Here is a 21,874-nt window from a genome sequence, read left to right as displayed (position 1 = left end):
CACAGCCGAGGCCCACAACACCACCACACCCCGGCCCCCACAACCTCCGACTTCAGCCACACCCTCCGACTACAACCGGAGGAACCACACGAAGTCGGAGGGAATACGGCAACGCCCCACTCCCTCCGACTTCTGCAGCACCCTCCTACCCGGCCACGTCAGCCACTTCAACCACCGATTCACTCACCGGACGTCGGGTCTGCAACCGCCAGATGGCGTGTTCGGTGTGAATGCTGTTCCATCCCTTCGTCTTCGCCACGTCACGAATCCACCCGCTGACCGATCGCGCATCGACCTCACCTACCGGAAGCTCGAGCACGTCGGCCACGTACTCGACCACCAGTCGATTCGCTTTGGCACCGGGTATTCCCGCGAGCATCAGCACATACGCCCACGTCACGCCCGACCGCTGGCCGGGCACCTCGCGCCACGACTTGTTGACCACATCGATGGCGTCGGACTCTGCTGTCAGCCGTAGTTCTTCGACCGACCGGATCCCCAGTCCGACAAGGCGGCTCGCACCGTCCCGAACGGCTTCGGCCTTCAACGGCGCACCTGGCGTCGTCGACGTCGGCCGACGGTTACCGATCTGTTCGGCCCACGCCTGCGTGCTCCCCAGCTCATCGAACGTCGCGAGCAACTCCGCCGGCCCGTCGAGGTCCGCATTCCCACCCTGCCCCGTTCGATACGAGCGATACCGATCGACGATGTTGGCCACCTGACCGTACTGAGCCCCGGTCGAGTAGATCGAGTCGATGATGCACAGCGCCAACGACTCTGGATAAGCCCTCGGCTTGATCCACAAAGCCTCGTCTCCCAGATCACGCTCGAAGGCATCCACCAACGCCTCGATCCGAACATCCACCCCTGACGACATACTGTTCCCCCCTTGATTGACGTCACCCATCCCCATGGGCAACACGTGGGGAGACAGTAGCGTCGGCATACGACAACGGGGACCGCTCAGACGGCGGCGTTCTCCGACTTCCGGTGCCGGATACCGAACGCCGTATACACCGCAGCCAGCGCGGACACGATGACCAGGAGAGTCAGCCCCACCGTGTAGCTGTGATCCTCGGCGTTGTAGGTAGCCCCCATCAGTAGCGGGGGGAAGAAGCCACCGAGTCCGCCTGCGGCACCGACAATTCCGGTCACCGAGCCGACTCGCTCCTGTGGCGCCTCCTTGGCCACCCAACTGAAGACAGATCCTGACCCGAGCCCCATGCACAACGCCATGAGAACGAAGTCAAGGCCGGCGGGGATCTCCAGGGGCGGTTTGGTGATCATCCAGATCGCCAGGACGGACGCGCCGGCACACGAGATCACGGTGATGAGACGGGCCCCGAAGCGATCCGACAAGATGCCACCGAGCGGCCGTGCGACCACCGCCGCGATCGCGAAGCCTGCGGTGCGGGTTCCGGCTGCCTCGAGGTCGAAGCCGTACACGTCGTTCAGGTAGGTCGGAAGGTACGTCGAGAAGGCGACGAATCCACCGAACGCCGCGGCGTAGAGAAATCCCATCTGCCAAGTGATCGGCAGCTTGGCAGCGCCGATCAGTTTGGGCACCACCGCATCGTGATTCGCCGACCACCGGGGTGAGTCCCGCATCAGCATCCAGCAGATAGCAGCGACCACCACAAGTGCCACAGCGATGATCACGTGGGTGGTCACGTATCCGAACCACTGGACAAAGCGCGGGGTGAAGAAGGCCGACAGTGCGGTGCCGCCCATGCCCGCGCCGAAGATGCCGGTGGCAAAACCTCGGCGCGACTTGTCGTACCAGGCGTTGACAAATGGGATGCCGACCGCAAACGACGTACCCGCGATACCGAGGAAGAATCCCGCCACCACCAGGATCGTGTAGTTGTCGAAATGCCCGCCGATGGCCACCAGGATGACAAACGGCACCGAGGCCAGCAGCAGAACCGGAAACATCACTCGCCCGCCGAGTCGGTCGGTGAGCGCACCGGTGAGGATGCGCCCCAGCGACCCCACCAGAATCGGGATCGCCACCAACACTGATTTGGCGGTGGATGACAGATCCATGTCGGCGGTATACCGAACCCCCAACGGACCGATCAGGTTCCACGCCCAGAAGCTGATGGTGAACGCGGTGGTGGCGAGGACAAGATTGAGTGTCTGCGCGCGCCGGTCAACCGGCACGGTTGTCTCTGTGGAGGTGGTCATCGTTCACGGTCCTTCACTCCGACCGGCGCCCATCCGCGTCGGTACTGCTGGTTGCCAGGGGACGAGTGCTGGTCACGACTGCGATAGACGATGTACGGCCGGAACAGATAGTGCACGGGTGCGGTGAACATGTGCACCAGCCGGGTGAAGGGCACCATCGCGAACACCAGCATTCCGACGAGAACGTGGATATGAAACCTCAACGGCGCGTTGTTCATCGCCGCGACGTCCGGATTGAAGTAGAAGATGGAGCGGAACCACGGCGATACCGTCTCCCGGTAGTTGACACCTTTTTGGCCGGGGACAACGCCGAGAAACGTGCAGTACAGACCCAGCAGCAGCGCCGCCGTGAGAACCAGATACATCACCTTGTCGTTGCGCGTGGTGGCCATGAACACCGGTCCGACAGTGCGGCGCCGATAGATCAAGATGACCAGACCGACCAAGGTGCACACGCCCGCGATGATGCCGAAGAACGCGGAGTTCAGATGGTAGAGGTCTTCGGTCACACCCACTGCCTCGGTGAAGGATTCGGGGATCACCAGGCCGATGGCGTGGCCGATGATCACCACCAGGATCCCGAAATGGAAGAGGGGCGACCCGATGCGCAGCAGTCGCGATTCGTACAACTCCGATGACCGCGTGGTCCAGCCGAACTTGTCGTATCGGTAGCGCCAAATCGTGCCGCCGATGAGAAGGGCCAGGGTCAGGTATGGGATGACGCCCCACAGGAAGATGTCCACGTCTTACTCACCTCGTCTCCGCAATGGGTAGCAGGCGGGGGTCGAACGGTTCGAGGCCAACGGTTTCCATCGGGATGGACGGTCGCATGGCCATCGCGGATTGACGGTCCGTCGGCGAGGCACCTGGCACTGCCGAGCACACGGCGGTCAACACATCAACGTAGGGTGAACCCGAGTCGAGAAGTCCGAATCGGATGAGTTCCAGGGCCGCCCGGTACTTGGCGAGGAGTTCCTGGGCAGCCGCAGGATCAGCGCGTGCGCAGTATTCGAGCACCACGGGCAGATGGTCGGGCAACTCACCGTGCAGATCGACGAGATACCCGCTGTCGCGGTACATCTGCTTGAACTCGCCTAACACTGCTCCCCTGCGCCTGGTATCACCGTCGGTCCAATACGACAGGTACAACGTCCGCTTGTTCGACAGGTCGAAGACGTCGACGTACTCGCGGCGGATGGCCTCGGCGTCAACACTGGCCAGGTAGTCGACGAAACGATGCAGCGGCGTGGCGGTGTTTCGGTCGGGATGCTCGTCCAGAGCTGCCTGCAGCAGTGCAACTTTCGACAACAACTGTTCATCCGGATAGCTCAGACACCACGACGCGACCTGATAGATCACCCAGTGGTCGATACCGCGCGTGCCGCGTAGCCACCTCATCGCTGCTCCGAAGGTCCGGGGAACATGCCGTTCGGGACACCGTTTCCGTCCCAGTTCAGCAGGTTCACGCGGCCTGCCATGCTCGCCTCCCCCGCTGCAGTGTTGGTGGTCTGCCGTTGCTTAAGAGCGTGGAACGTCTCCACCGACACCGGGGCGGGCCGGCCACTGGCCTCTCCGAACGCACCGGATTCGAACATTCCGGGGCCCTCTTCGTAGTCCAGCGCGCACGCCATCTCGTCGAGTTGCTCGGCCTGCTCGAGATGGGCAGTCGGGATCACGTAGCGGTCTTCGCATTTCGCGATGGCCATCAGGCGGTACATCTCGTACACCTCCTCCTCAGACATACCGACCGCAGCGGGAATGTCAGGATTCGGCTCCCGGCCGAGGGTGACGTCTCGCATGTAGGCACGCATGGCCGCGAGCCGTTTGAGAACCCTGTCGATCACGTCGGTGTCTCCCGCAGTGAACAGTTCAGCAAGGTACTCGACCGGGATGCGCAACGCCTCGATCGCACCGAACAACGTGCCGGAGCTCTCCGCATCGTGGCCCTGGTCGGCAAGCAGGTCGACGATCGGCGAGAGCGGCGGGACGTACCAGACCATCGGCATGGTGCGGTATTCCGGATGCAGGGGCAACGCGACGCGGTACTTCTTGGCCAGCGCGTACACCGGTGATCGGCGGGCTGCGTCCAGCCAGTCGTCGGGGATTCCGTCGATGCGCGCCGCCGCGATCACCTCGGGATCATTCGGATCGAGCAACAGGTCGAGTTGCGCCTCGTACAAGTCTTTTTCGTCCGCTGTCGAGGCTGCGTCGGTCACCGCGTCGGCGTCGTACAGGAAGATGCCGAGATAGCGCAGACGTCCGACGCACGTCTCCGAGCACACCGTCGGCTGCCCGACTTCGATGCGCGGGTAGCAGAGCGTGCACTTCTCGGCCTTTCCCGACTTGTGGTTGAAATACATCTTTTTGTACGGACATCCGGTGATGCACTGGCGCCAACCGCGGCACTGGTCTTGATCAACCAGGACGATGCCGTCTTCGCTGCGTTTGTAGATGGCGCCGCTCGGGCAGGAAGCCATGCACGACGGATTGAGACAGTGCTCGCAGATGCGCGGCAGGTAGAACATGAAGGTCTGCTCGAAGCTGAACTTGATCGCTTCTTCGGACTCGCGACGCAGCTTTTCGACGATGGGATCGAGGTCGCCGTATGCGGTTGAGCCACCGAGGTTGTCGTCCCAGTTGGCCGACCAGGAGATCTTGGTGTCCTCACCGGTCAGCAACGATTTGGGACGGGCCACCGGGAAGTCATCGCCTAGCGGGGCGTCGATGAGTGTCTGGTAGTCATAGGTCCACGGCTCGTAGTAGTCCGCAATGGTCGGTTGGACCGGACTGGCGAACAGGGTCCACAGCTTCTGCAATCGCCCGCCTGTGCGCAGACGTAGCTTGCCCTTGGCATTGAGATGCCAACCGCCGCGCCACTTCTCCTGATCTTCATACCGCCGCGGGTAACCCTGACCGGGACGCGTCTCGACGTTGTTGAACCAGACGTATTCGGTGCCGGCCCGATTGGTCCAGGCCTGTTTACACGTCACCGAGCACGTATGGCATCCGATGCACTTGTCGAGGTTCATCACCATGCCGACCTGCGCCATGACTCGCATCAGAACGTCACCTCCTGGCTGCGTTTGCGAATGGTGGCCACCATGTCGCGTTGATTGCCTGCCGGCCCGAGATAGTTGAAGGCGTACGACAGTTGGGCATAGCCGCCGATCAGGTGCGTTGGCTTCACGAGTAACCGGGTGGCCGAATTGTGGATACCGCCCCGGCGTCCGGTCGCCTCGGACTTCGGAACGTCGATGGTGCGCTCCTGCACGTGGTAGACGTACGCCACTCCTGCCGGCATCCGGTGACTCACGATGGCCCGGCATACGAGAACACCATTGGCGTTGACACACTCGATCCAGTCGTTGTCGGACACGTCGATGGCGGCGGCATCCTCCGGACTGAGCCAGGCGGTCGGCCCACCCCGCGACAGCGACAGCATGAACAGGTTGTCCTGGTACTCGGAGTGGATCGACCACTTGGAATGTGGCGTGAGGTAGCGGACCGTGACCTGTTGCGCGCCGTCGGGCCCCAACCGGGGTTCACCGAACAGGCGATGCATGTCAAGCGGTGGCCGGTAGATCGGCAACGCTTCACCCATGTCGATCATCCAGTCGTGGTCGAGATAGAAGTGCATGCGGCCGGTGAGTGTGTGGAAAGGCTTGAGCCGCTCGATGTTCACCGTGAACGGCGCATACCTGCGCCCGCCGGTTTCCGAACCCGACCACTCCGGCGAGGTGATCACCGGCACGGGTGCACGCTGGGTGTCGGCGAACGTGATCCGCTTCTCCTCCGAGCCGCCTGCGAGGTCGACGAGGCGCTTGCCCACACGTTTTTGCAGCTTCTCGAATCCGTCTACGGCCACCGCGCCGTTGGTGGTGCCAGAGAACGTCAAGATTGCTTCGGCGAGTTTGACGTCGGTGTCGAGGGCGGGGCGACCATCGGCGGCACCGCCGAGCATCACACCGTTGACCGACGCCAGGTGTTCGCTCTGCTCGGCCAGGTCGTAGGTGACGTTCTTGACCGTGAAGCCGAGCTTGTCCGCCAGCGGCCCGACGGCGGCGAGCTTGTCGGCGATGGCGGTGTAATCACGTTCCACCACGGTGAAGTTCGGCATGTTCTTGCCTGGCGTTCCCGGGTCCGGGGCGCCCTGCCAATCCATCACCCGACCGTGCGGCTGCGCGATCTCACCGGGGGTGTCGTGCTGCATCGGAACGCTGACCAGGTCATGCCGCACTCCGAGATGGGTCTTGGCCATGGCCGAGAACTTTTCTGCCAGGGTGTGAAACAGATCGAAGTCGGACTTGGCTTCCCACGGCGGATCGATCGCGGGCGAGAAGGCATGCACAAACGGATGCATGTCGGTGGACGACAGATCGTGCTTCTCGTACCACGTGGCGGCCGGAAACACGATGTCGGACAACAGTGTTGTGGATGTCATCCGGAAGTCCGCCGACATCAGCAGGTCGAGCTTGCCCTCGGGGGCCTCGTCATGCCACTTCACGTCGCGCGGCCGGGGCGTCTCGGGATTCTCGGTCCCCAACACGTTGTGGTGGGTACCCAGCAGGTGACGCAGGAAGTACTCGTTGCCCTTGGCCGACGACCCCATCAGGTTCGAGCGCCACAGCACCAGCGTCCGGGGCCAGTTCTCCGGCGCATCGACATCAGTGATCGCCGGGGTGAGCCCACCGTCGTGCAGCTTCTCGGCCACATAGCCACCGACCGAATCCGCAGCTCCGGCGTCCACCGCAGCACTCGCCTCATCGGCGAGATCGAGTGGGTTGCGGTCGAATTGGGGGTAGAACGGCATCCAGCCAAGACGAGCCGATTGCGCGATGGCGTCGGCGGTGTGTTGGTGGGCGAGTGTTCCTCGGGACAACGGTGAAGCGAGCGACGCGGCGGAGTAGCCGTCGTTGCGCCACTGGTCGGTGTGCATGTACCAGTACGACGTTCCCGTCATGGTGCGCGGCGGCCGCGACCAGTCGAGCGCATTGGCCAGCGAGATCCATCCGGTGATGGGTCGGCACTTCTCCTGCCCCACATAGTGAGCCCAGCCACCACCGTTGCGGCCCATGCAGCCGGTGAGGATCAGCAGCGACAGGATGGCTCGGTACGTCGCGTCGCCATGGAACCACTGACAGATACCGGCTCCCATGATGATCATCGAGCGCCCACCCGAATCGATCGAGTTGGTGGCGAACTCACGGGCCACCCGGATCGCCGCTTCCGCAGGAACTCCGGTGATCTCGGCCTGCCACGCGGGTGTATACGGCGTGCTGACGTCGTCATAACCGGTCGGCCACTCCCCCGGCAAACCGTCACGAGCAACGCCGTATTGCGCGAACATCAGATCGAAGACGGTGGTCACCAACGCGCCGTTGACCCTCGTCGCCGGAACACCCCGTCGCAGAATCGAGCCGGAACCATCCGGGGCCTCGAAGGCCGGGAGCAAGATCTCGACGGCGTCGGTACCGTCGCGGCCGAGCAGCGTGAGGGTCGGTTCGATGTCGTCGAGGTCGAGATTCCACCGGCCCTCTCCCGACTTCGAGAATCGGAAGCCGAGCGACCCGTTCGGCACCACGGGCTCACCGGTGTTCTTGTCGAGGACAACCGTTTTCCACACATCGTCCTCGGGCGCCGCACCATCGGGCAGTGCCGCGAGTTCATCTGCGGTGACGAACTTTCCGGGTACGTAGGCGCCGTCATGCTCATCGAGGTGGATGAGGAACGGCAGATCGCTGTAGGTCTTGATGTAGTTGTTGAAGAACGGCACCGAGTCTCGAGCGAAGAACTCGGTGAGGATCACGTGACCCATCGCCATCGCGAGCGCCGCGTCGGTACCTGCCTGCGCGGGTAGCCATTCGTCGGCGAACTTGCTGTTGTCGGCGTAGTCGGGGCTGACGGTGACGACTTTTGTTCCGCGGTAACGCACCTCGGCCATCCAGTGCGCGTCAGGCGTGCGCGTGACCGGGACGTTCGAACCCCACATCATCAGATAGGTGGCGTCCCACCAGTCGCCGGATTCGGGCACATCGGTCTGGTCGCCGAACACCTGCGGGCTGGCGACCGGGAGGTCGGCGTACCAGTCGTAGAACGACGTCATGACGCCGCCGATGAGCTGGATGAATCGGGTGCCCACACAGTGCGACACCATCGACATCGCCGGGATGGGCGAAAAGCCGGCACAGCGGTCGGGTCCGTAGGTCTTGATGGTGTGGACGTGAGCCGCGGCTGCCATCTCGATGGCCTCGTCCCACGACACCCGGACCAGGCCGCCCTTGCCCCGCGCCTGTTGGTAGGACCTCCGGCGCATCGGGTCGCCGACCACATCGGCCCAGGCGAGCACCGGGTCGCCAACGCGGGCCTTCGCGGCGCGGTACATCTCCACGAGTACGCCGCGGGCGTAGGGGTGCCGGACCCGAGTGGGCGAATAGGTGTACCACGAGAACGCGGCACCTCGGGGGCATCCACGAGGCTCGTACTCTGGCCGGTCCGGGCCGACCGATGGGTAATCGGTCTCCTGCGTCTCCCAGGTGATGATGCCGTCTTTGACGTACACCTTCCATGAACACGACCCGGTGCAATTCACTCCGTGGGTGGATCGGACGATCTTGTCGTGGCTCCATCGGTCGCGGTAGAATACGTCACCCGCACGGCCGCCCTCCCGGAACACCATGCGGCCGTCGTCGCTCTCATCCCACCGGGTGAAGAACCTGCCGACGTCGAGGAGGGCCTTGGCTGCCTCGCCCTGAACCCCGTTTGGCGTCATATCCGTTGACCGGGCCATGAGCCCACCATACGAAGATGAATTGTTTCGCATGGCATTTTGAGAACGAAAATCAAGTAACTATTCGGACAACGTAGTATTTCCTAATATTGACTTTCTATTGAATATCTTGAATGACACAGGTGGGTTTCATACTTGATGTCGTACTGCCCATCTGACTACGCATAACACCAGATCAGCGGCGGTTCCGTGCGCCAGTAATACGTTTTCACTGGCCTCGATTTCGATACATATGGGCCCCAATTCACTCACGCACTTCTGTTACCTGGGCAGACTCGACGTCATTTATGAGCGGTCACCTCGATGTGATCGGGTCCGTCCGCAAGGGCCTGCGTCTTGTTGTTTGGTCCGATGGCAGATCCGGTCTGCCATCAGACCGCGACCGCGGGCGCATCAACCTTCTCGACGTCCACCAGGTTGTCGGAGTACACACCCGAGTTGCCGAGTGTCGAATGCCGGTCAGCGGTGATCGAGTTGACGGTGGACCCCGAGCTCTTGTTCTGCCAATGTCCGACATTCGCCATCACCAATCCAGGCATCACACTGTCGTCCAGCGCCGCCGGGCCCTGAAACGTGCCGCGGTCGTTGAACACCCGCACCAGGTCTCCTGCCGCGATTCCGCGTTCGGCGGCATCGGCGGGATGAATGAACACCTGCTGCATTCCCTGTACGGCCTGTTTGTCAGACGCGTTGCCGTATTGGCTGTTCAGAAACGCATGCGGCTTCGGCGAGACGATGCTCAGCGGGTACTTCGCGGCAAGCTCAGGATTCGAGTCGGGCGACTCGAACGGCGGAATGTAGTCGGGCAGCGGGTCGATGTACCCGCCGGGTTGCATTCCCTCATACATCGAACGCCACACCGGGACAACAAAGTTGCCGCCTTCGGCCAGGCTCGACTTGAACTCACACTTACCGGACGGCGTTGGGAAGTTGCCTTCCGCGTGCGGAGCCCGGACATCGGGCATCCCGACATTGAGCCGCATCCAGCCGACCTCCGTGAGCTTCTCAAACGTGATGCCTTCCAGCGCCGGCGCGTCCCAGTCGTGGAAGTCGATCAGCATCTGCTCATCGGTCCGATTCCAGTAGTCGTCATCGAAGCCCATCGTCTTGGCGAGGCGGCGGAACAGTTCGACGTTCGGCACACACTCACCCGGCGGTTCGATCGCCGGCTGATTGAGCGAGATGTAGAGGTGACCCCACGTGACCATGATGTCGAGTTGCTCGGCTTGCATGGTTGCCGGCAACACGATGTCGGCGAACTTCGCTGTGTCGTTGATGAAGTGGTCGCTGACCACGGTGAACAGGTCGTCGCGCATCAGCCCGTTCATGGTCTTGCTCTGAGCGGGCCCCTGCGACACCGGGTTTGAGTTGTAGACGAACAACGACTTCAGCGGCGGGTCGAGCGGCATCTCACCGGTGAGGGCCATGCCGAGGTCCAACTCGTTGATCACCCGGGTTCCCTCAGGAATCCACTCGGGCATGCAGATGGCATCGAACTTGGTGGGGAACTCCCAGATCGGCATCTCCATCGTTCCGCCGCCCACATGGCGCCACGCACCGACGAGTGCGGGCAGACAGGTGATCGCCCTGATCGCCTGGCCACCCCCACGACTGCGCTCGAGCGCCACACCCTGCCGGATGGCCGCCGGCTGGCTGGTCGCGTATTCACGCGCCAGAGTTCGGATGTCGTCGGCGGGAATACCCGTGATCTCCGAGACGTACTCGGGTGAGTACTTCGCGGCGCGCTCGCCGAGCTCGGCGTAACCAACGGTGTACTTCTCGACGTAGTCGGTATCGGTCAGGCCCTGTTCGATGATCTGGTTGATCAGACCCATCGCCAACGCGCCGTCGGTCCCGGGTTTGATCGGGATATGCCAATCTGCTTGTCGCGCAGTGCGAGTGCGCACCGGGTCGATGACAACGATCTTGGCGCCATTGTTCTTACGAGCCTCGAGCAAGAACGGCCAGCCGTGCAAATTGGTGCTGGTCATGTTCATGCCCCACACGATGACGTACTTGGAGTGGGCCATCGATTCGATGTCGAGGCCACCTGTTCCACCGACGGTCATGTGCCACGCCGTCGACGAGCCCGACTCGCAGTACGTCTTCTCCGCCACCGTGGAACCGAGACGGTTGAAGAATGCATCGCCGGAGGTGAGGCCGTTGAGCACACCCTGATGACCGAGGTAGGCGTGCGGCATGATCGCCTGGCTGCCGTATTCGTCGATGATCGCGGTCCAGCGTTCCTTGATCTCGGCGAGGGCCTCGTCCCACGTGATCGGTTCGAACTCACCAGCGCCCTTGGGCCCGACGCGTCGCATGGGCGTCATCAATCGGTCGGCCTGGTAGTGGTGCTCAGGGAAGTTCTTGAGTTTGACGCAGAGGCCACCTCGGGTCATCGGGTGTTCCTTATCCCCTTTGACGTCAACGAGTTTGCCGTCTTCGACGTGATAGAGCATGGCGCAGGTGTCGGGACAATCGTGCGGGCAGGCACCCCGGACGATCGTCAGTTCTTTACCTACAACGGAGTCCATTTCGGGCACAAGAGTCATGTGGCTGTCCTCCAAGGGCAGTTTGGAGTGAGGGCGTTGGCGAAAGACTTCGACCCTTCTAGTAGCGCGCCTCATGTTGCACCCGGGTGAAATGGGGATTAAAGGTGACGAGGTCAGGCGGACGGGTTCCGGGGCTGTCGGGACCTCAGCCGGCGTATGGAAGAAGCCCGCTGCGGCGCCCGCGCCTCCCGCGTCGGCGAGTCCGACCACGGCGACGAGGACCGACTCCACCAGGGACGCCGAGGATCAGCCGGGCCCGGCGAACGACGGTGGTCCCGTTCTGCGGAAGCCACAAGCCCCAACAGGCCCTGGGAGCGTTGTACTGGCACGGTGTCCGACCTCAGACGTGCACGGACCAGGCCATATGCGACCACGTTCTCGACTTCTGGCGGCGATTTCGACGTGAGTGGTTCACCCGGGTGCGTACGGGATTACAGTGTCACGGTCAACGATGCTTTTGTTTCGGCGGCTAATGATCACCAGACCCGTTCAAGATGAGGGGTAGCAACATGTCCACAGAGGACGCAACCGTCACGGACAAGAAGTCGCCCGGACTACGGGAACTGACTGTCCGGGGAATCATCCTGGGCGGACTGATCACCCTCGTGTTCACGGCCGCCAACGTGTATCTCGGCTTGAAGGTGGGACTCACCTTCGCCACGGCGATCCCCGCGGCCGTCATCTCGATGAGCATCTTGCGCTACTTCGCCAACCACACCGTTGTCGAGAACAACATCGTGCAGACCATCGCGTCGGCTGCGGGCACGCTCTCGGCGATCATCTTCGTGTTGCCCGGTTTGATCATGGTCGGCTGGTGGACCGGCTTCCCTTACTGGATCACTGTGGCGGTGTGCGCCATCGGCGGCATCCTCGGCGTCATGTACTCGATCCCGCTACGCCGAGCGTTGGTGACGGGATCTGATCTGCCCTATCCCGAAGGGGTGGCGGCGGCCGAGGTGCTCCGGGTAGGCGACACCACCCAGGGCGCCGAGGAAAACAGGGGCGGGCTGCGGATCATCCTGATCGGGTCGGTGGTTGCCGCTGCGTTCAACCTTCTCGCGAACCTCAAGATCATCAGCAACTCATTGGCCGGTGCGGTCAAAGTCGGTGCAGGCGGGACGATGTGGGGCGCCAGCTTGTCGCTGGCCCTGATCGGCGTGGGTCATCTCGTCGGACTGACCGTCGGTATCGCCATGCTCATCGGCCTGGTCATCTCGTTCGGCATCATCCTGCCCATCCAGAGCAACGGACACCTGCCCGCAGGCGAGACCCTGCTCGACGGGGTCGGCAGCATCTTCTCTTCGGATGTTCGGTTCGTGGGCGCCGGCGCCATCGCGGTTGCCGCGATCTGGACCCTGCTCAAGATCATCGGCCCGATCATCAAGGGCATCAAGACAGCCATGGTGTCGGCCAGAAGTCGCCGTAAGGGATCGTCTGTCGAGCTGACCGAGCAGGACATCCCCATCACCTACGTCGGGCTTGTCATCGTGGTGGCCCTGATCCCCATCGGGCTACTCCTGTGGGACTTTGTGCACAACACCGCATTGCACGGTACGGCCACCGGAATCATCGCTGTCAGCATCATTTTGGTGTTCGTGATCGGGCTCGTGGTCGCGGCGGTGTGTGGTTACATGGCCGGCCTCATTGGGTCGTCCAACAGCCCGATTTCCGGGGTTGGCATTCTTGTTGTCCTCATCGCCGCCCTGCTCATCAAGATGGTGTACGGCGATGCCACCGACGCTCAGAACACTGCTCTGATCGCGTTCACGCTGTTCACCACGGCGGTGATCTTTGGTGTCGCGACCATTTCCAACGACAACCTCCAAGACCTCAAGACCGGTCAGCTCGTGGGTGCCACGCCCTGGAAGCAGCAGGTGGCGTTGGTGATCGGTGTGCTGTTCGGTTCCGCCGTGATCCCGCCGATCCTGCAGCTGATGCAGACGGCCTTCGGATTCGTCGGCGCCCCGGGCGCCACCGACGACGCTCTAGCGGCCCCGCAAGCTGCACTGATCTCTTCGCTCGCCAAGGGCGTGTTCGGTTCCGACCTCGACTGGAACCTGATCGGCGTCGGTGCGCTCATCGGTATCGCCATCATCGTTGTCGACGAGGTGCTGACCCGGACGACCAACAGCAAGTTCCGTCTGCCGCCGCTCGCCGTGGGTATGGGTATGTACCTGCCCATCTCGCTGACCTTGGTCATCCCGATCGGCGCCATCCTCGGCACCTTCTACAACAAGTGGGCCGAGAAGTCCGGCGTCGAGGTGGAACGCAAGAAGCGCATGGGCGTCCTGTTGGCCACCGGCCTCATCGTCGGTGAGAGCCTCTTCGGTGTGGTGTTCGCCGGCATCGTCGCCGCGACCGACGACGAGAGCCCACTCGCCATCGTCGGCAGCGGATTCGAGAACATCTCCGAGTACCTCGGTGTGATCGTCTTCGTCGCCGTTATCGCGTGGCTGTACAAGAAGACCCAGCAGATCGCGGCCAAGCCGGCCGAGGGCGAGTCGGTCAAGCTGGACAAGGGGTGAGTGCGCCATTTCTCCTGCAGCACTGACTCTCAGTATCTCGTTGTATTCGGTGGCGATCCTCGTCGGCATCGGAGTCGGCATCAACGCCGCCACCAAACACCGGCGTCGACTGGCCTGGATCATGGCCACGGTTGTGGGTGTGTTGGTGGTTGCGGGTGTGGTTGTTGCGGTCTTGAGTGCCACGACATTTGCGTGAGGACCAACGGGCTTCGGAAGTGAGCGGCTGACTGGGTCGGCTGTTCGGCATGCCCGGGAGCGCTGTCGTTCGTGTGCCGGCCTTCCCGAACTAAATCTGTTGACCCAGTTCAGACTGCCCGGGGCGCGAAGCATCGCGCCCAGACCTCACGCACGGTGACGGCCAGCAGTACCAGAACCAGCGCGGTCGTCATATCCGGTTCGGCGGCCGTGTCGGGAGTCGCAATCACAAGCAGACCCAAGGCAACACATGGCGCCCCCACGGTGATCAACCCTTGCCATAGTCGACGAGCTGCAGTCGCCTCAACCACAGCGGCACTCATCACCACCACAAACATTGCCGCCGAGAGCAGTTCGCCATCCTTCCACCATTCATATGGAAGGGCCACGGCCACATCGACATAATCCGCGGTGGCTGTTGATGAATCCGGCACCGTCGAGTACACCATCCATTCGTCCGACCGAAGAAGGAACGGCGGGTGTTGGTACTCGTGATCGTCACCGAGCCAGGTGATTCCTCCGGCGAACAACGTGGCGACCACAAACGCCCACCAGGCGGCATGGCCGGTGATACGGGCTACCAGATGCACCTTACGACGGCTCATGGGTACGAAGTCTTACATGTTGAGTCATTGAGCAGCCCGGCAATCCTCCCGGCGGCTCGGATCACCCACGTCCCCCGACCACTTCGCCGGCAGTAGCTCCACCGAAGTAGAGTCACTTACGGGAAGTGGTTGCATTTGTCTATCGTACGAATAGATGCACTTAGCTCAACGAAACCTCCTCTGCTGCAGATATTTCCGTCCCCACCAGTTCATCAACACTTGTGTGGTTCCCTACGTAAAACACACCACTGCACGAGGAGCACGCTTTCAATGCCCGACCAGCAACCACCCAACCAAGGACAGCCGTTCAACCCGTACGGGGACGGACAGCAGAACAATCCATACCAAGGCGGACAGCCCTATCCGCAGGGTCAGTATCCGCAGCAGGGTGGGTACTACACCCCGCAGCAACCACCTAAGAAGCGCAAGATCTGGCCTTGGGTACTTCTCGCGATCATCATCCTGATCATCGCAGGCATCGCTAGCTGCGCCGCGTTGATAGGCGGCGCAGTAAACGAGGTCAACAAAGAATCGAATGAAGTTGTTGAGGTGACCTACGAGATCACCGGCGATGGGCCGACCGGCTCGGCGACGTTCACCACCGGGGAACTCGATACTGCGCAGGAGACAAATATCGCGATCCCGTGGACCAAACAAGTTGAGGTCACCGGAATCCTGAAGTCCGTGTCGTTGATTGCCAGCAACGGCATTGAATCCCAAGGGTCAATTACCTGCACGATCAAGCAGGGCGACCGAGTCATTGTCACCAATACGTCCTCCGGCCCAGGCGCGACTGCAAGTTGCTCAGGTGACGCAGACGACGAGTAGGCCATTGCCGACAGAACCACCGTCGTATGGCGGTGGTTCTGCCGGCGGCACCTACTTGTTCGAGATCAGGCGCCCTCGAGACGGCCCGCGGATCAAGTTTGTCGGTATTCCGCGGGCATCTCACATACCGGGCGTTAGTCTGCGACGAGTCGCCCACTCCCCCAGAGCGAATCGTTCGTCCAGGCCGGCGGTGTTCGACGAATGGTTGTATCGAACTCCTGCTGACGCCCGATCACATAGCGACCAGGTGCGATGCCCGTGGCGCCGTGCTCGGGATGAATCAGGTACGCAACCACGTGGGTGTCGAGGATACCGAGTGCCAGACCTCTCGGATCGATTACACCCGCCGTCCACGTGCAGTTGCCGGCCTCCGAGACGAGGCTGTGTGGATTTCCTCCGGCTGCGCTGCGTAGCAGTTCAATTCCCGCCTGTGGCACCGGTTCGGGACGTGCATTCGGGTACGAAGTGACCATCGGCAAGATGTCGGCGGGGGTGACGATGAGGTCGCCCTGCGCCTGCAGTCCGTCGACGATGGGAATCGACATCTCGGTGTCGAGGTAGTCGAACACCTCGAGGCCTGAGAGCGCGGTGAGATCGGACAGGGTCATGGTGGAGTTCATGTGATTTCCTTGGGTTGTTGTTGGTAGTTGTTTGTCAGGTCCGGCGAACGAGACGTGAGTAGTCGTCGCCGCTGATGCCGTAGGTCCAGCCAGCGGCGTCGAGGGCGGAAGACATTCCGTCCGGTACTGGCAACCCGTAGCGTCGACGAGTCCCGTCCCGTTCCCGTGAACCATTGAGGACGAGCAGTATTCGTCCATTCCGGCGCACGGTGGGCGGAGTTGCGTAGAGCGACAGAGTGCCATCAGAGTTCCCGGGATCATCGGCCTGATCGATCAGCGTCATACCAGCCTCCGAGATGTAGACGTCCCAGCCGAGGCGCTCGATCGCGCACCGACGGACTTCTACATTGCGTTCGCGAGCGATACGTTCGACGGTCGGATCATGCATCACCCATTCGGGAACGACAGTGCCATGGAGCACGTAAAGTGCTTTCCGATCGGCGAATTGCATCGCCGGTTCATGGTCGTGATGCAGGCGACGTTGGCCAAATTGCGCATCTGGGGTGGGTTCGGTGTGCAAAGCTGTGGGCCGTTCAGCCATGACGCAGACGTTGTCGAATGGCCACCACCATCCTGTCGCTTCCGCCAACGCACAGTGGATGTCCAGGATCTCGACGTCTTCCGGCGCATACCTGGTCAGACCCAACTGCGGCCCGGCGACGCAGTGCGCGATCCAAGGAACTTCGTGTTGCCCATACCAGGTGACGTATCCGGCGATCGGCGGAGTAAGGGAACGGATCGCGGCGGCTATTCCATCAGAAATACTGGTGTGCAACGAATCCCGGATCTCCCGGCGCGCTCTTGCCCTCGGCGCCGGATTGGGATCCGGCGGCGGAACCGGGGCCTGCCACCACCCAAATCGGCGAACGCGACGGTGTGGATCGATTCGCGCCGTCATCCGTCCTTTCGACCTGGTGATCACTGCTGCCACATCGGAATGTGCGGACTGACGCATGCCGTGAACGATTGGCACCGACGACGCGAGTCCGTCGGCGATGATCAAGTCGGCGCCCGCGGGCGGTGATGACACCCATACGAACTCAGGTTCCGGGCGGTCTGCCAGTCGATATAGCTGTGCCACAGCGGCTTCCGCAGAAACCCTATCGCTGGGCCCGGTAGTCAGAGCGTGCGCGAGCCACGCTGCATGAATGTCAGCGATGGTGCGTTGATGTTCAAGATCGAACTGAGAATGATGGTCAAGAGGCGCTCGGCGGTCAAGAACCGAGGGCACGTATGCGGCGCTCACGCGACGGTGGCGGGATCCGCCTTTCCTGTAGTCATGTTTCCCAGAGTGACACTCGGAGTGTGGGTTGGCAAGAGGTAGTGGCACATTTGTTTCTGGACAATGTGTTTCAGGTCGTCAGTGGATCTCAACCCCGAATCTCGCGCGCCAACCCCGGAGCCGCTCGCGCTACAGACCCAGCGTCGGCCGGTACCCCGAGCGGCCTGCGCATCGCGCGCGCAAAACACGGAGCCGCTCCCACTACAGAGCGAGCATCCACCAGAAACCCGAGCCACCCCCCCGACCCCGCTCGCAGAACCCAACGACGCTCGCGCCACAGACCGCGCAAGCACCAGAACTCCGAGTGGCCGTCCCGACCCGCTCACCAAACCCGAGCCCCCGCGCCCTACAGACCGCGCACCCACCAGAACCCCGAGCGAACACCGACACCCCCACACCCCCAGGTAAAGATTCCTTCACACCACACATCTTCCCGAGGGACCGATCGAGGAGTAGCGTACGTCACACCCGATGGTTCTACACACGTAGAACTACAGCGCCCTCAGCCTCAGGAGCACCTCGACCATGATCGATATTTCGGACCTGCACACCGGCCTGTTCATCGGCGGGGAATGGCGAGACGCCGACGACACCTTCACCACCCTGAACCCCGCAACCGGGCGACCACTGGCCGCACTCGCCGCTGCCGGCCCCGGCGATGTAGACGCTGCGGTGGCCGCGGCGACCGCTGCCTACCGCGGCGACTGGGGTGCGCTCGCGCCTTCGCGCAAGGGGGCGATGCTGCACAAGCTGGCCGACCTGGTCGAGCGTGATCTCGACCAACTGGCTGCGTTGGAGTCGCTGGACATGGGCCGGCCGGTCGGCATGGGCGCGGCACTGATGATCCCCAATTTCGTGGCCACGCTTCGCTATTACGCCGGGTGGGCCGACAAGATCAACGGTGAGCTGATCGCCACCGACGGCTACCTCGGTGGGCCGGTACCCACACATGCCTACACGCGCCGCGATCCGCTCGGTGTGGTCGCGGCCATCGTGCCGTGGAACGCACCGCTGATGATCCTGGGTTGGAAGCTCGCTCCCGCGCTGGCCTGCGGCAACGCCGTCATCATCAAGCCATCCGAAGACGCGTCGTTGTCGATCCTCCGGTTGGCTGAACTCATCGACGAAGCCGGCTTCCCTCCAGGCACCGTCAACGTGCTGACCGGCGCGGGCAAGGTCGCCGGCGAGGCCCTTGCCCGACATCCCCGCATCCAGAAGATCTCCTTCACCGGTTCCACCGAGGTGGGCAGGAGCATCCTGCAGAACTCGGCCGTGAACTTTAAACGCACGGCGCTCGAGCTCGGCGGCAAAGCACCTCAGATCATCTTCGACGATGCCAATCTCGAAGCGGCGATTCAGGGGTCGGCGATGGGCCTGTTCTTCAACCAGGGCGAGGTCTGCGCCGCGGGCACACGAATCATCGCTCACCGCAAGGTGTACGAGGCGGTGCTCGAAGGCTTGAAGGGAGCCGCGGAGGCGCAGAACGTTGGTGATCCATTCGATTCGGCCACCACCATGGGGCCGTTGGTGAACGCACGCCAGCGCGACCGGGTGCTCGGCTACATGCGCAAGGGCGCGGACGAAGGCGCCGACGTCATCACCGGTGGCACTGCACCGGACGGACCTGGCTTCTTCGTCACCCCGACCGTGATGGCCGGCAACAACGAGATGTCCGTTGCCCGCGAGGAGATCTTCGGGCCGGTGGGCGTCGTGATCCCGTTCGATTCCGACGAGGAGGCCGTCGCCATGGCCAACGACAACCAGTACGGACTGTCGGCCACCGTATGGACCAGCGATGTCACTCGCGCGCACAGCATTTCAGCGCGAATCGACGCCGGCGCGATCGGTGTCAACGGATGGTCACCGCTGGCTCCCCAACTCCCCTGGGGCGGAGTCAAAGCCAGTGGAGTGGGACGCGAATTGGGCTACGAGGGCATCCTCTCGTACACCGAACCCAAGACGATCACGGTCATCGTGTGAACCTCGCGATGGTGGCGGGTTACCTCGACTGCCACCATCGCGATTCCAGTTCGTCTCTACGGCTATCCGCCCAGGACGGAGTCGAGCATCGCCAGTTGCGCCTTGCGTGTCAGCCCGTCGGGGCCCAGAGCCGCAGTGACCTGCAGACCGATCATCATGGTCATCAGAGCCTCGACCCCGACCTCGACGTCGCGGTCGGGCAAGTCGCCGGCGGTGATGGCCTCCCGCCACAACTCGGCGAGCCGGACCTTCCAGGCGGCCACCGCAGTGTTGTTGACCGCTACCATCTGAGGGTCGGTGATTGCCCGTTGCCACAGGGAGACCGCGATGCGCGCTTCCAGTTTTGCCTCGTCGGTCAGGGGCATGATCTCGAAGCACATGCGGCGCAGTGCCTTCCGACCGCTTCGGCGATCAATCGACCGCTTGATCCGCTCGTTGGTCGATTCGATGACGTAGTCGAAGGCCGTGCGGAGGATCTCGTCTTTGCCCGAAAAGTAGTGACTCAGAGCGCCGTTCGTGTATCCGGCCTCGGTGGCGAGGTCGCGCATGTTGATGCCGTCGATTCCGCGGTCGGCAATGATCCGCCACGCGGCGGCAATGATCGCTCGACGCCTCTCGACGTGGTCCACCAGCTTCGGCACCCGCACTCCTTCATTCGACGGTGCGACAGTATCAATCGCCTCCACTGCTCCATGCCCGCCGTGGACATCGCAGTAAAGATTCCTGCACCCCGACAACCCTGCACAACACGCAAACGCGGTGTAGCGTTCGTCACATCATGATTCTACACTCGTAGAATTACAGCCCATCAGCACCGGTGCTATCAGCATCCCGCGGGGCGCCAGAGAAAGGTCCATCATGGTCGAACAAGCAGTCTCGCAGTCGACTTCTGCTCCTACCCACAGACTTCGCGGATCCATCGGGGTGTCCGGGATCGTCTTCTTGGTCATCGCGGCCGCGGCACCTCTCACCGCCGTGGCGGGTTCACTCCCCGTCATGATCGCGCTGGGTAACGGTGCCGGCGCTCCCCTGACCTACATCGTCGCAGCCGCGGTCCTCCTGGTCTTCAGCGTCGGATACGCAACGATGAGCAGCTCGGTCACCGAAACGGGCGCCTTCTACGCCTACGTCACCAAGGGGCTGGGCCGCTCCCCCGGCCTCGGCGCGGCAGCGCTTGCCCTGCTCGCCTACACCACCATCCAGGCCGCGATCTACGGTCTGGCTGCCTCCACGGTGGACGCCGTCATGGAACGGTTCGGCGGTCCGGACCTGCCGTGGTGGGTGTGGGCGTTCGCGCTGATGGCACTGGTCGCCGTGCTCGGCTACCGAAGCATCAACCTGGGCGCAAAGGTGCTCGGCGTTCTGCTGATTGCCGAGATCGCGCTCATCGTCGTGTTGTCGGCGTCGATTCTCGGGCAGGGCGGCGCCGAGGGTATCGACGTATCGTCCTTCAGCCTTCGAGTTTCATGGAGGGCTCGCCAGGCATCGCATTGATGTTTGCCATCGGTTCATTCATCGGCTTTGAGGCGACAGCCATCTACGGCGAGGAGACGAAGAATCCGCGCCGAACGGTGCCGATCGCCACGTACGTCGCTGTGATCACCATCGGCGTTCTGTATGCGGTGGCCAGTTGGGCGATCGTGCTGGCCTTCGGATCCGACAACGTGCAGGCCGTCGCGCTGGAGAACACCGCCGATCCGACCTTCATCGCCACCACGGAGTACCTCGGCAGCGTGACTTCCGACGTCATGATGGTCATGTTGGTGACGAGCCTGTTCGCCGCACTGCTCGCCTTCCACAATGCGATCTCACGGTACTCACATGCATTGTCGCGCAGCGGTTTCGCCCCGCGCGGACTGTCGGCGGTGCACGCCCGGCACGGTTCACCCCACGTCGGTTCCCTCGTGCAGACCGCGAGCGCGTTCATCCTCGTCGGGATCTTCGCGTTGGCCGGAGCCGACCCGGTGCTCGAGCTGTTCACCTGGATGGCGGGCGTCGCGACGGTCGCGATGCTGGTTGTCATGGTGCTCACCAGCATTGCCATCGTGATCTTCTTCGCCCGCTCCGATGTCGACAACCGGTTGTGGCACACCAAGATCGCTCCGGCACTCGGCGGCCTCGGCCTGTGCGCCATTACAGCGCTCGTCATCGCGAACTTCACCACCCTGATCGGCGGCTCGCAGGTCTTGGCAAACGTGTTCCTCGCGATCATCGCCGCCACGTTCATCGTGGCATCGGTGGTCGGGCACTTCGTGATCCGCTCGCGAGACCGCGACGGCGAGCTCACCCCCACTGCTCCGTAATTCTCGACCG

At 62.6% G+C, this 21,874-nt stretch carries 15 protein-coding genes and 1 pseudogene; 5 read left to right on the top strand and 11 right to left on the bottom strand.

The annotated features are described in order from the left end of the window. Window positions 1-145: 145 nt before the first annotated feature. The 7 genes from W823_RS47455 to W823_RS47425 all read right to left on the bottom strand — a co-directional run bounded on the left by W823_RS47455 (window position 146) and on the right by W823_RS47425 (window position 11,526). The gene (locus W823_RS47455; protein ID WP_038253709.1) at window positions 146-877 is read right to left on the bottom strand and encodes a hypothetical protein; all 732 of its coding nucleotides are present in this window, start codon (window positions 875-877) and stop codon (window positions 146-148) included. A gap of 86 nt (window positions 878-963) precedes the next feature. Continuing rightward, the gene (locus W823_RS47450; protein WP_023959997.1) at window positions 964-2,187 is read right to left on the bottom strand and encodes an MFS transporter; all 1,224 of its coding nucleotides are present in this window, start codon (window positions 2,185-2,187) and stop codon (window positions 964-966) included. Beyond that, the gene (narI, locus tag W823_RS47445; protein WP_023959995.1) at window positions 2,184-2,930 is read right to left on the bottom strand and encodes a respiratory nitrate reductase subunit gamma; all 747 of its coding nucleotides are present in this window, start codon (window positions 2,928-2,930) and stop codon (window positions 2,184-2,186) included. Before narI ends, W823_RS47450 begins: the two co-directional genes overlap by 4 nt. A gap of 7 nt (window positions 2,931-2,937) precedes the next feature. Continuing rightward, window positions 2,938-3,585 (bottom strand): nitrate reductase molybdenum cofactor assembly chaperone, encoded by a 648-nt coding sequence (gene narJ / locus W823_RS47440; protein ID WP_023959993.1) that lies wholly within the window; start codon window positions 3,583-3,585, stop codon window positions 2,938-2,940. Next, window positions 3,582-5,246, bottom strand: a complete 1,665-nt coding sequence (gene narH, locus W823_RS47435; RefSeq protein WP_023959990.1) for a nitrate reductase subunit beta — start codon at window positions 5,244-5,246, stop codon at window positions 3,582-3,584. The genes narJ and narH overlap by 4 nt, the downstream gene beginning before the upstream one ends. Further along, window positions 5,246-8,974, bottom strand: a complete 3,729-nt coding sequence (locus W823_RS47430) for a nitrate reductase subunit alpha (RefSeq protein WP_031332693.1) — start codon at window positions 8,972-8,974, stop codon at window positions 5,246-5,248. Before W823_RS47430 ends, narH begins: the two co-directional genes overlap by 1 nt. A 371-nt stretch (window positions 8,975-9,345) precedes the next feature. Next, window positions 9,346-11,526 (bottom strand): molybdopterin-dependent oxidoreductase, encoded by a 2,181-nt coding sequence (locus W823_RS47425; protein ID WP_235189595.1) that lies wholly within the window; start codon window positions 11,524-11,526, stop codon window positions 9,346-9,348. Window positions 11,527-12,035: 509 nt separating this feature from the next. Between W823_RS47425 and W823_RS47420 the strand changes: the two genes are divergently transcribed. Both W823_RS47420 and W823_RS47415 read left to right on the top strand, forming a co-directional pair. After that, window positions 12,036-14,051, top strand: a complete 2,016-nt coding sequence (locus W823_RS47420; protein ID WP_023959984.1) for an OPT family oligopeptide transporter — start codon at window positions 12,036-12,038, stop codon at window positions 14,049-14,051. 7 nt (window positions 14,052-14,058) lie between these two features. After that, window positions 14,059-14,247 carry a hypothetical protein gene (locus tag W823_RS47415; RefSeq protein WP_030170007.1) on the top strand — a complete coding sequence of 63 codons (189 nt, stop codon included), beginning with the start codon at window positions 14,059-14,061 and terminating at the stop codon, window positions 14,245-14,247. Window positions 14,248-14,356: 109 nt separating this feature from the next. On the opposite strand, the gene W823_RS47410 is transcribed toward W823_RS47415, so the two are convergent. Beyond that, window positions 14,357-14,851, bottom strand: coding sequence for a hypothetical protein (locus W823_RS47410; RefSeq protein WP_023959979.1), 495 nt, complete (start codon window positions 14,849-14,851; stop codon window positions 14,357-14,359). Window positions 14,852-15,121: 270 nt separating this feature from the next. Here W823_RS47410 and W823_RS47405 point away from each other — a divergent pair, with 270 nt between their 5' ends. Beyond that, on the top strand, window positions 15,122-15,679 hold the full coding sequence (locus tag W823_RS47405) for a hypothetical protein (protein ID WP_023959977.1): 558 nt from the start codon (window positions 15,122-15,124) through the stop codon (window positions 15,677-15,679). Between the two features lie 134 nt (window positions 15,680-15,813). Here W823_RS47405 and W823_RS47400 read toward each other — a convergent pair whose 3' ends face one another. Beyond that, a complete protein-coding gene (locus W823_RS47400; RefSeq protein WP_023959975.1) occupies window positions 15,814-16,299 on the bottom strand; it encodes a hypothetical protein in 486 nt (161 codons plus the stop codon). Window positions 16,300-16,333: 34 nt separating this feature from the next. Further along, a complete protein-coding gene (locus tag W823_RS57375; RefSeq protein ID WP_235189594.1) occupies window positions 16,334-17,380 on the bottom strand; it encodes a DUF6745 domain-containing protein in 1,047 nt (348 codons plus the stop codon). 726 nt (window positions 17,381-18,106) lie between these two features. Here W823_RS57375 and W823_RS47395 point away from each other — a divergent pair. Then, on the top strand, window positions 18,107-19,561 hold the full coding sequence (locus W823_RS47395; protein ID WP_023959971.1) for an aldehyde dehydrogenase family protein: 1,455 nt from the start codon (window positions 18,107-18,109) through the stop codon (window positions 19,559-19,561). Between the two features lie 62 nt (window positions 19,562-19,623). Here W823_RS47395 and W823_RS47390 read toward each other — a convergent pair whose 3' ends face one another. Beyond that, window positions 19,624-20,202, bottom strand: a complete 579-nt coding sequence (locus tag W823_RS47390) for a TetR/AcrR family transcriptional regulator (protein ID WP_152538102.1) — start codon at window positions 20,200-20,202, stop codon at window positions 19,624-19,626. Window positions 20,203-20,419: 217 nt separating this feature from the next. Here W823_RS47390 and W823_RS47385 point away from each other — a divergent pair. Next, window positions 20,420-21,864: pseudogene (locus tag W823_RS47385) on the top strand (APC family permease). The last annotated feature ends 10 nt before the right edge of the window (window positions 21,865-21,874 follow it).

Source organism: Williamsia sp. D3, from assembly GCF_000506245.1.
In the GTDB taxonomy this organism is placed as follows: Bacteria; Actinomycetota; Actinomycetes; order Mycobacteriales; family Mycobacteriaceae; genus Williamsia; species Williamsia muralis.
Note: the sequence above shows the minus strand (reverse complement) of the source record. Positions and strands in the feature narration are given on the sequence as shown.

Coding starts and splice junctions, on each gene's coding strand:
- W823_RS47455 (WP_038253709.1), bottom strand. CDS start 877: ATGTCGTCAGGGGTGGATGTTCGGATCGAGGCGTTGGTGGATGCCTTC.
- W823_RS47450 (WP_023959997.1), bottom strand. CDS start 2,187: ATGACCACCTCCACAGAGACAACCGTGCCGGTTGACCGGCGCGCGCAG.
- narJ (WP_023959993.1), bottom strand. CDS start 3,585: ATGAGGTGGCTACGCGGCACGCGCGGTATCGACCACTGGGTGATCTAT.
- narH (WP_023959990.1), bottom strand. CDS start 5,246: ATGCGAGTCATGGCGCAGGTCGGCATGGTGATGAACCTCGACAAGTGC.
- W823_RS47430 (WP_031332693.1), bottom strand. CDS start 8,974: ATGGCCCGGTCAACGGATATGACGCCAAACGGGGTTCAGGGCGAGGCA.
- W823_RS47425 (WP_235189595.1), bottom strand. CDS start 11,526: ATGACTCTTGTGCCCGAAATGGACTCCGTTGTAGGTAAAGAACTGACG.
- W823_RS47420 (WP_023959984.1), top strand. CDS start 12,036: ATGTCCACAGAGGACGCAACCGTCACGGACAAGAAGTCGCCCGGACTA.
- W823_RS47410 (WP_023959979.1), bottom strand. CDS start 14,851: ATGAGCCGTCGTAAGGTGCATCTGGTAGCCCGTATCACCGGCCATGCC.
- W823_RS47405 (WP_023959977.1), top strand. CDS start 15,122: ATGCCCGACCAGCAACCACCCAACCAAGGACAGCCGTTCAACCCGTAC.
- W823_RS47400 (WP_023959975.1), bottom strand. CDS start 16,299: ATGAACTCCACCATGACCCTGTCCGATCTCACCGCGCTCTCAGGCCTC.
- W823_RS47395 (WP_023959971.1), top strand. CDS start 18,107: ATGATCGATATTTCGGACCTGCACACCGGCCTGTTCATCGGCGGGGAA.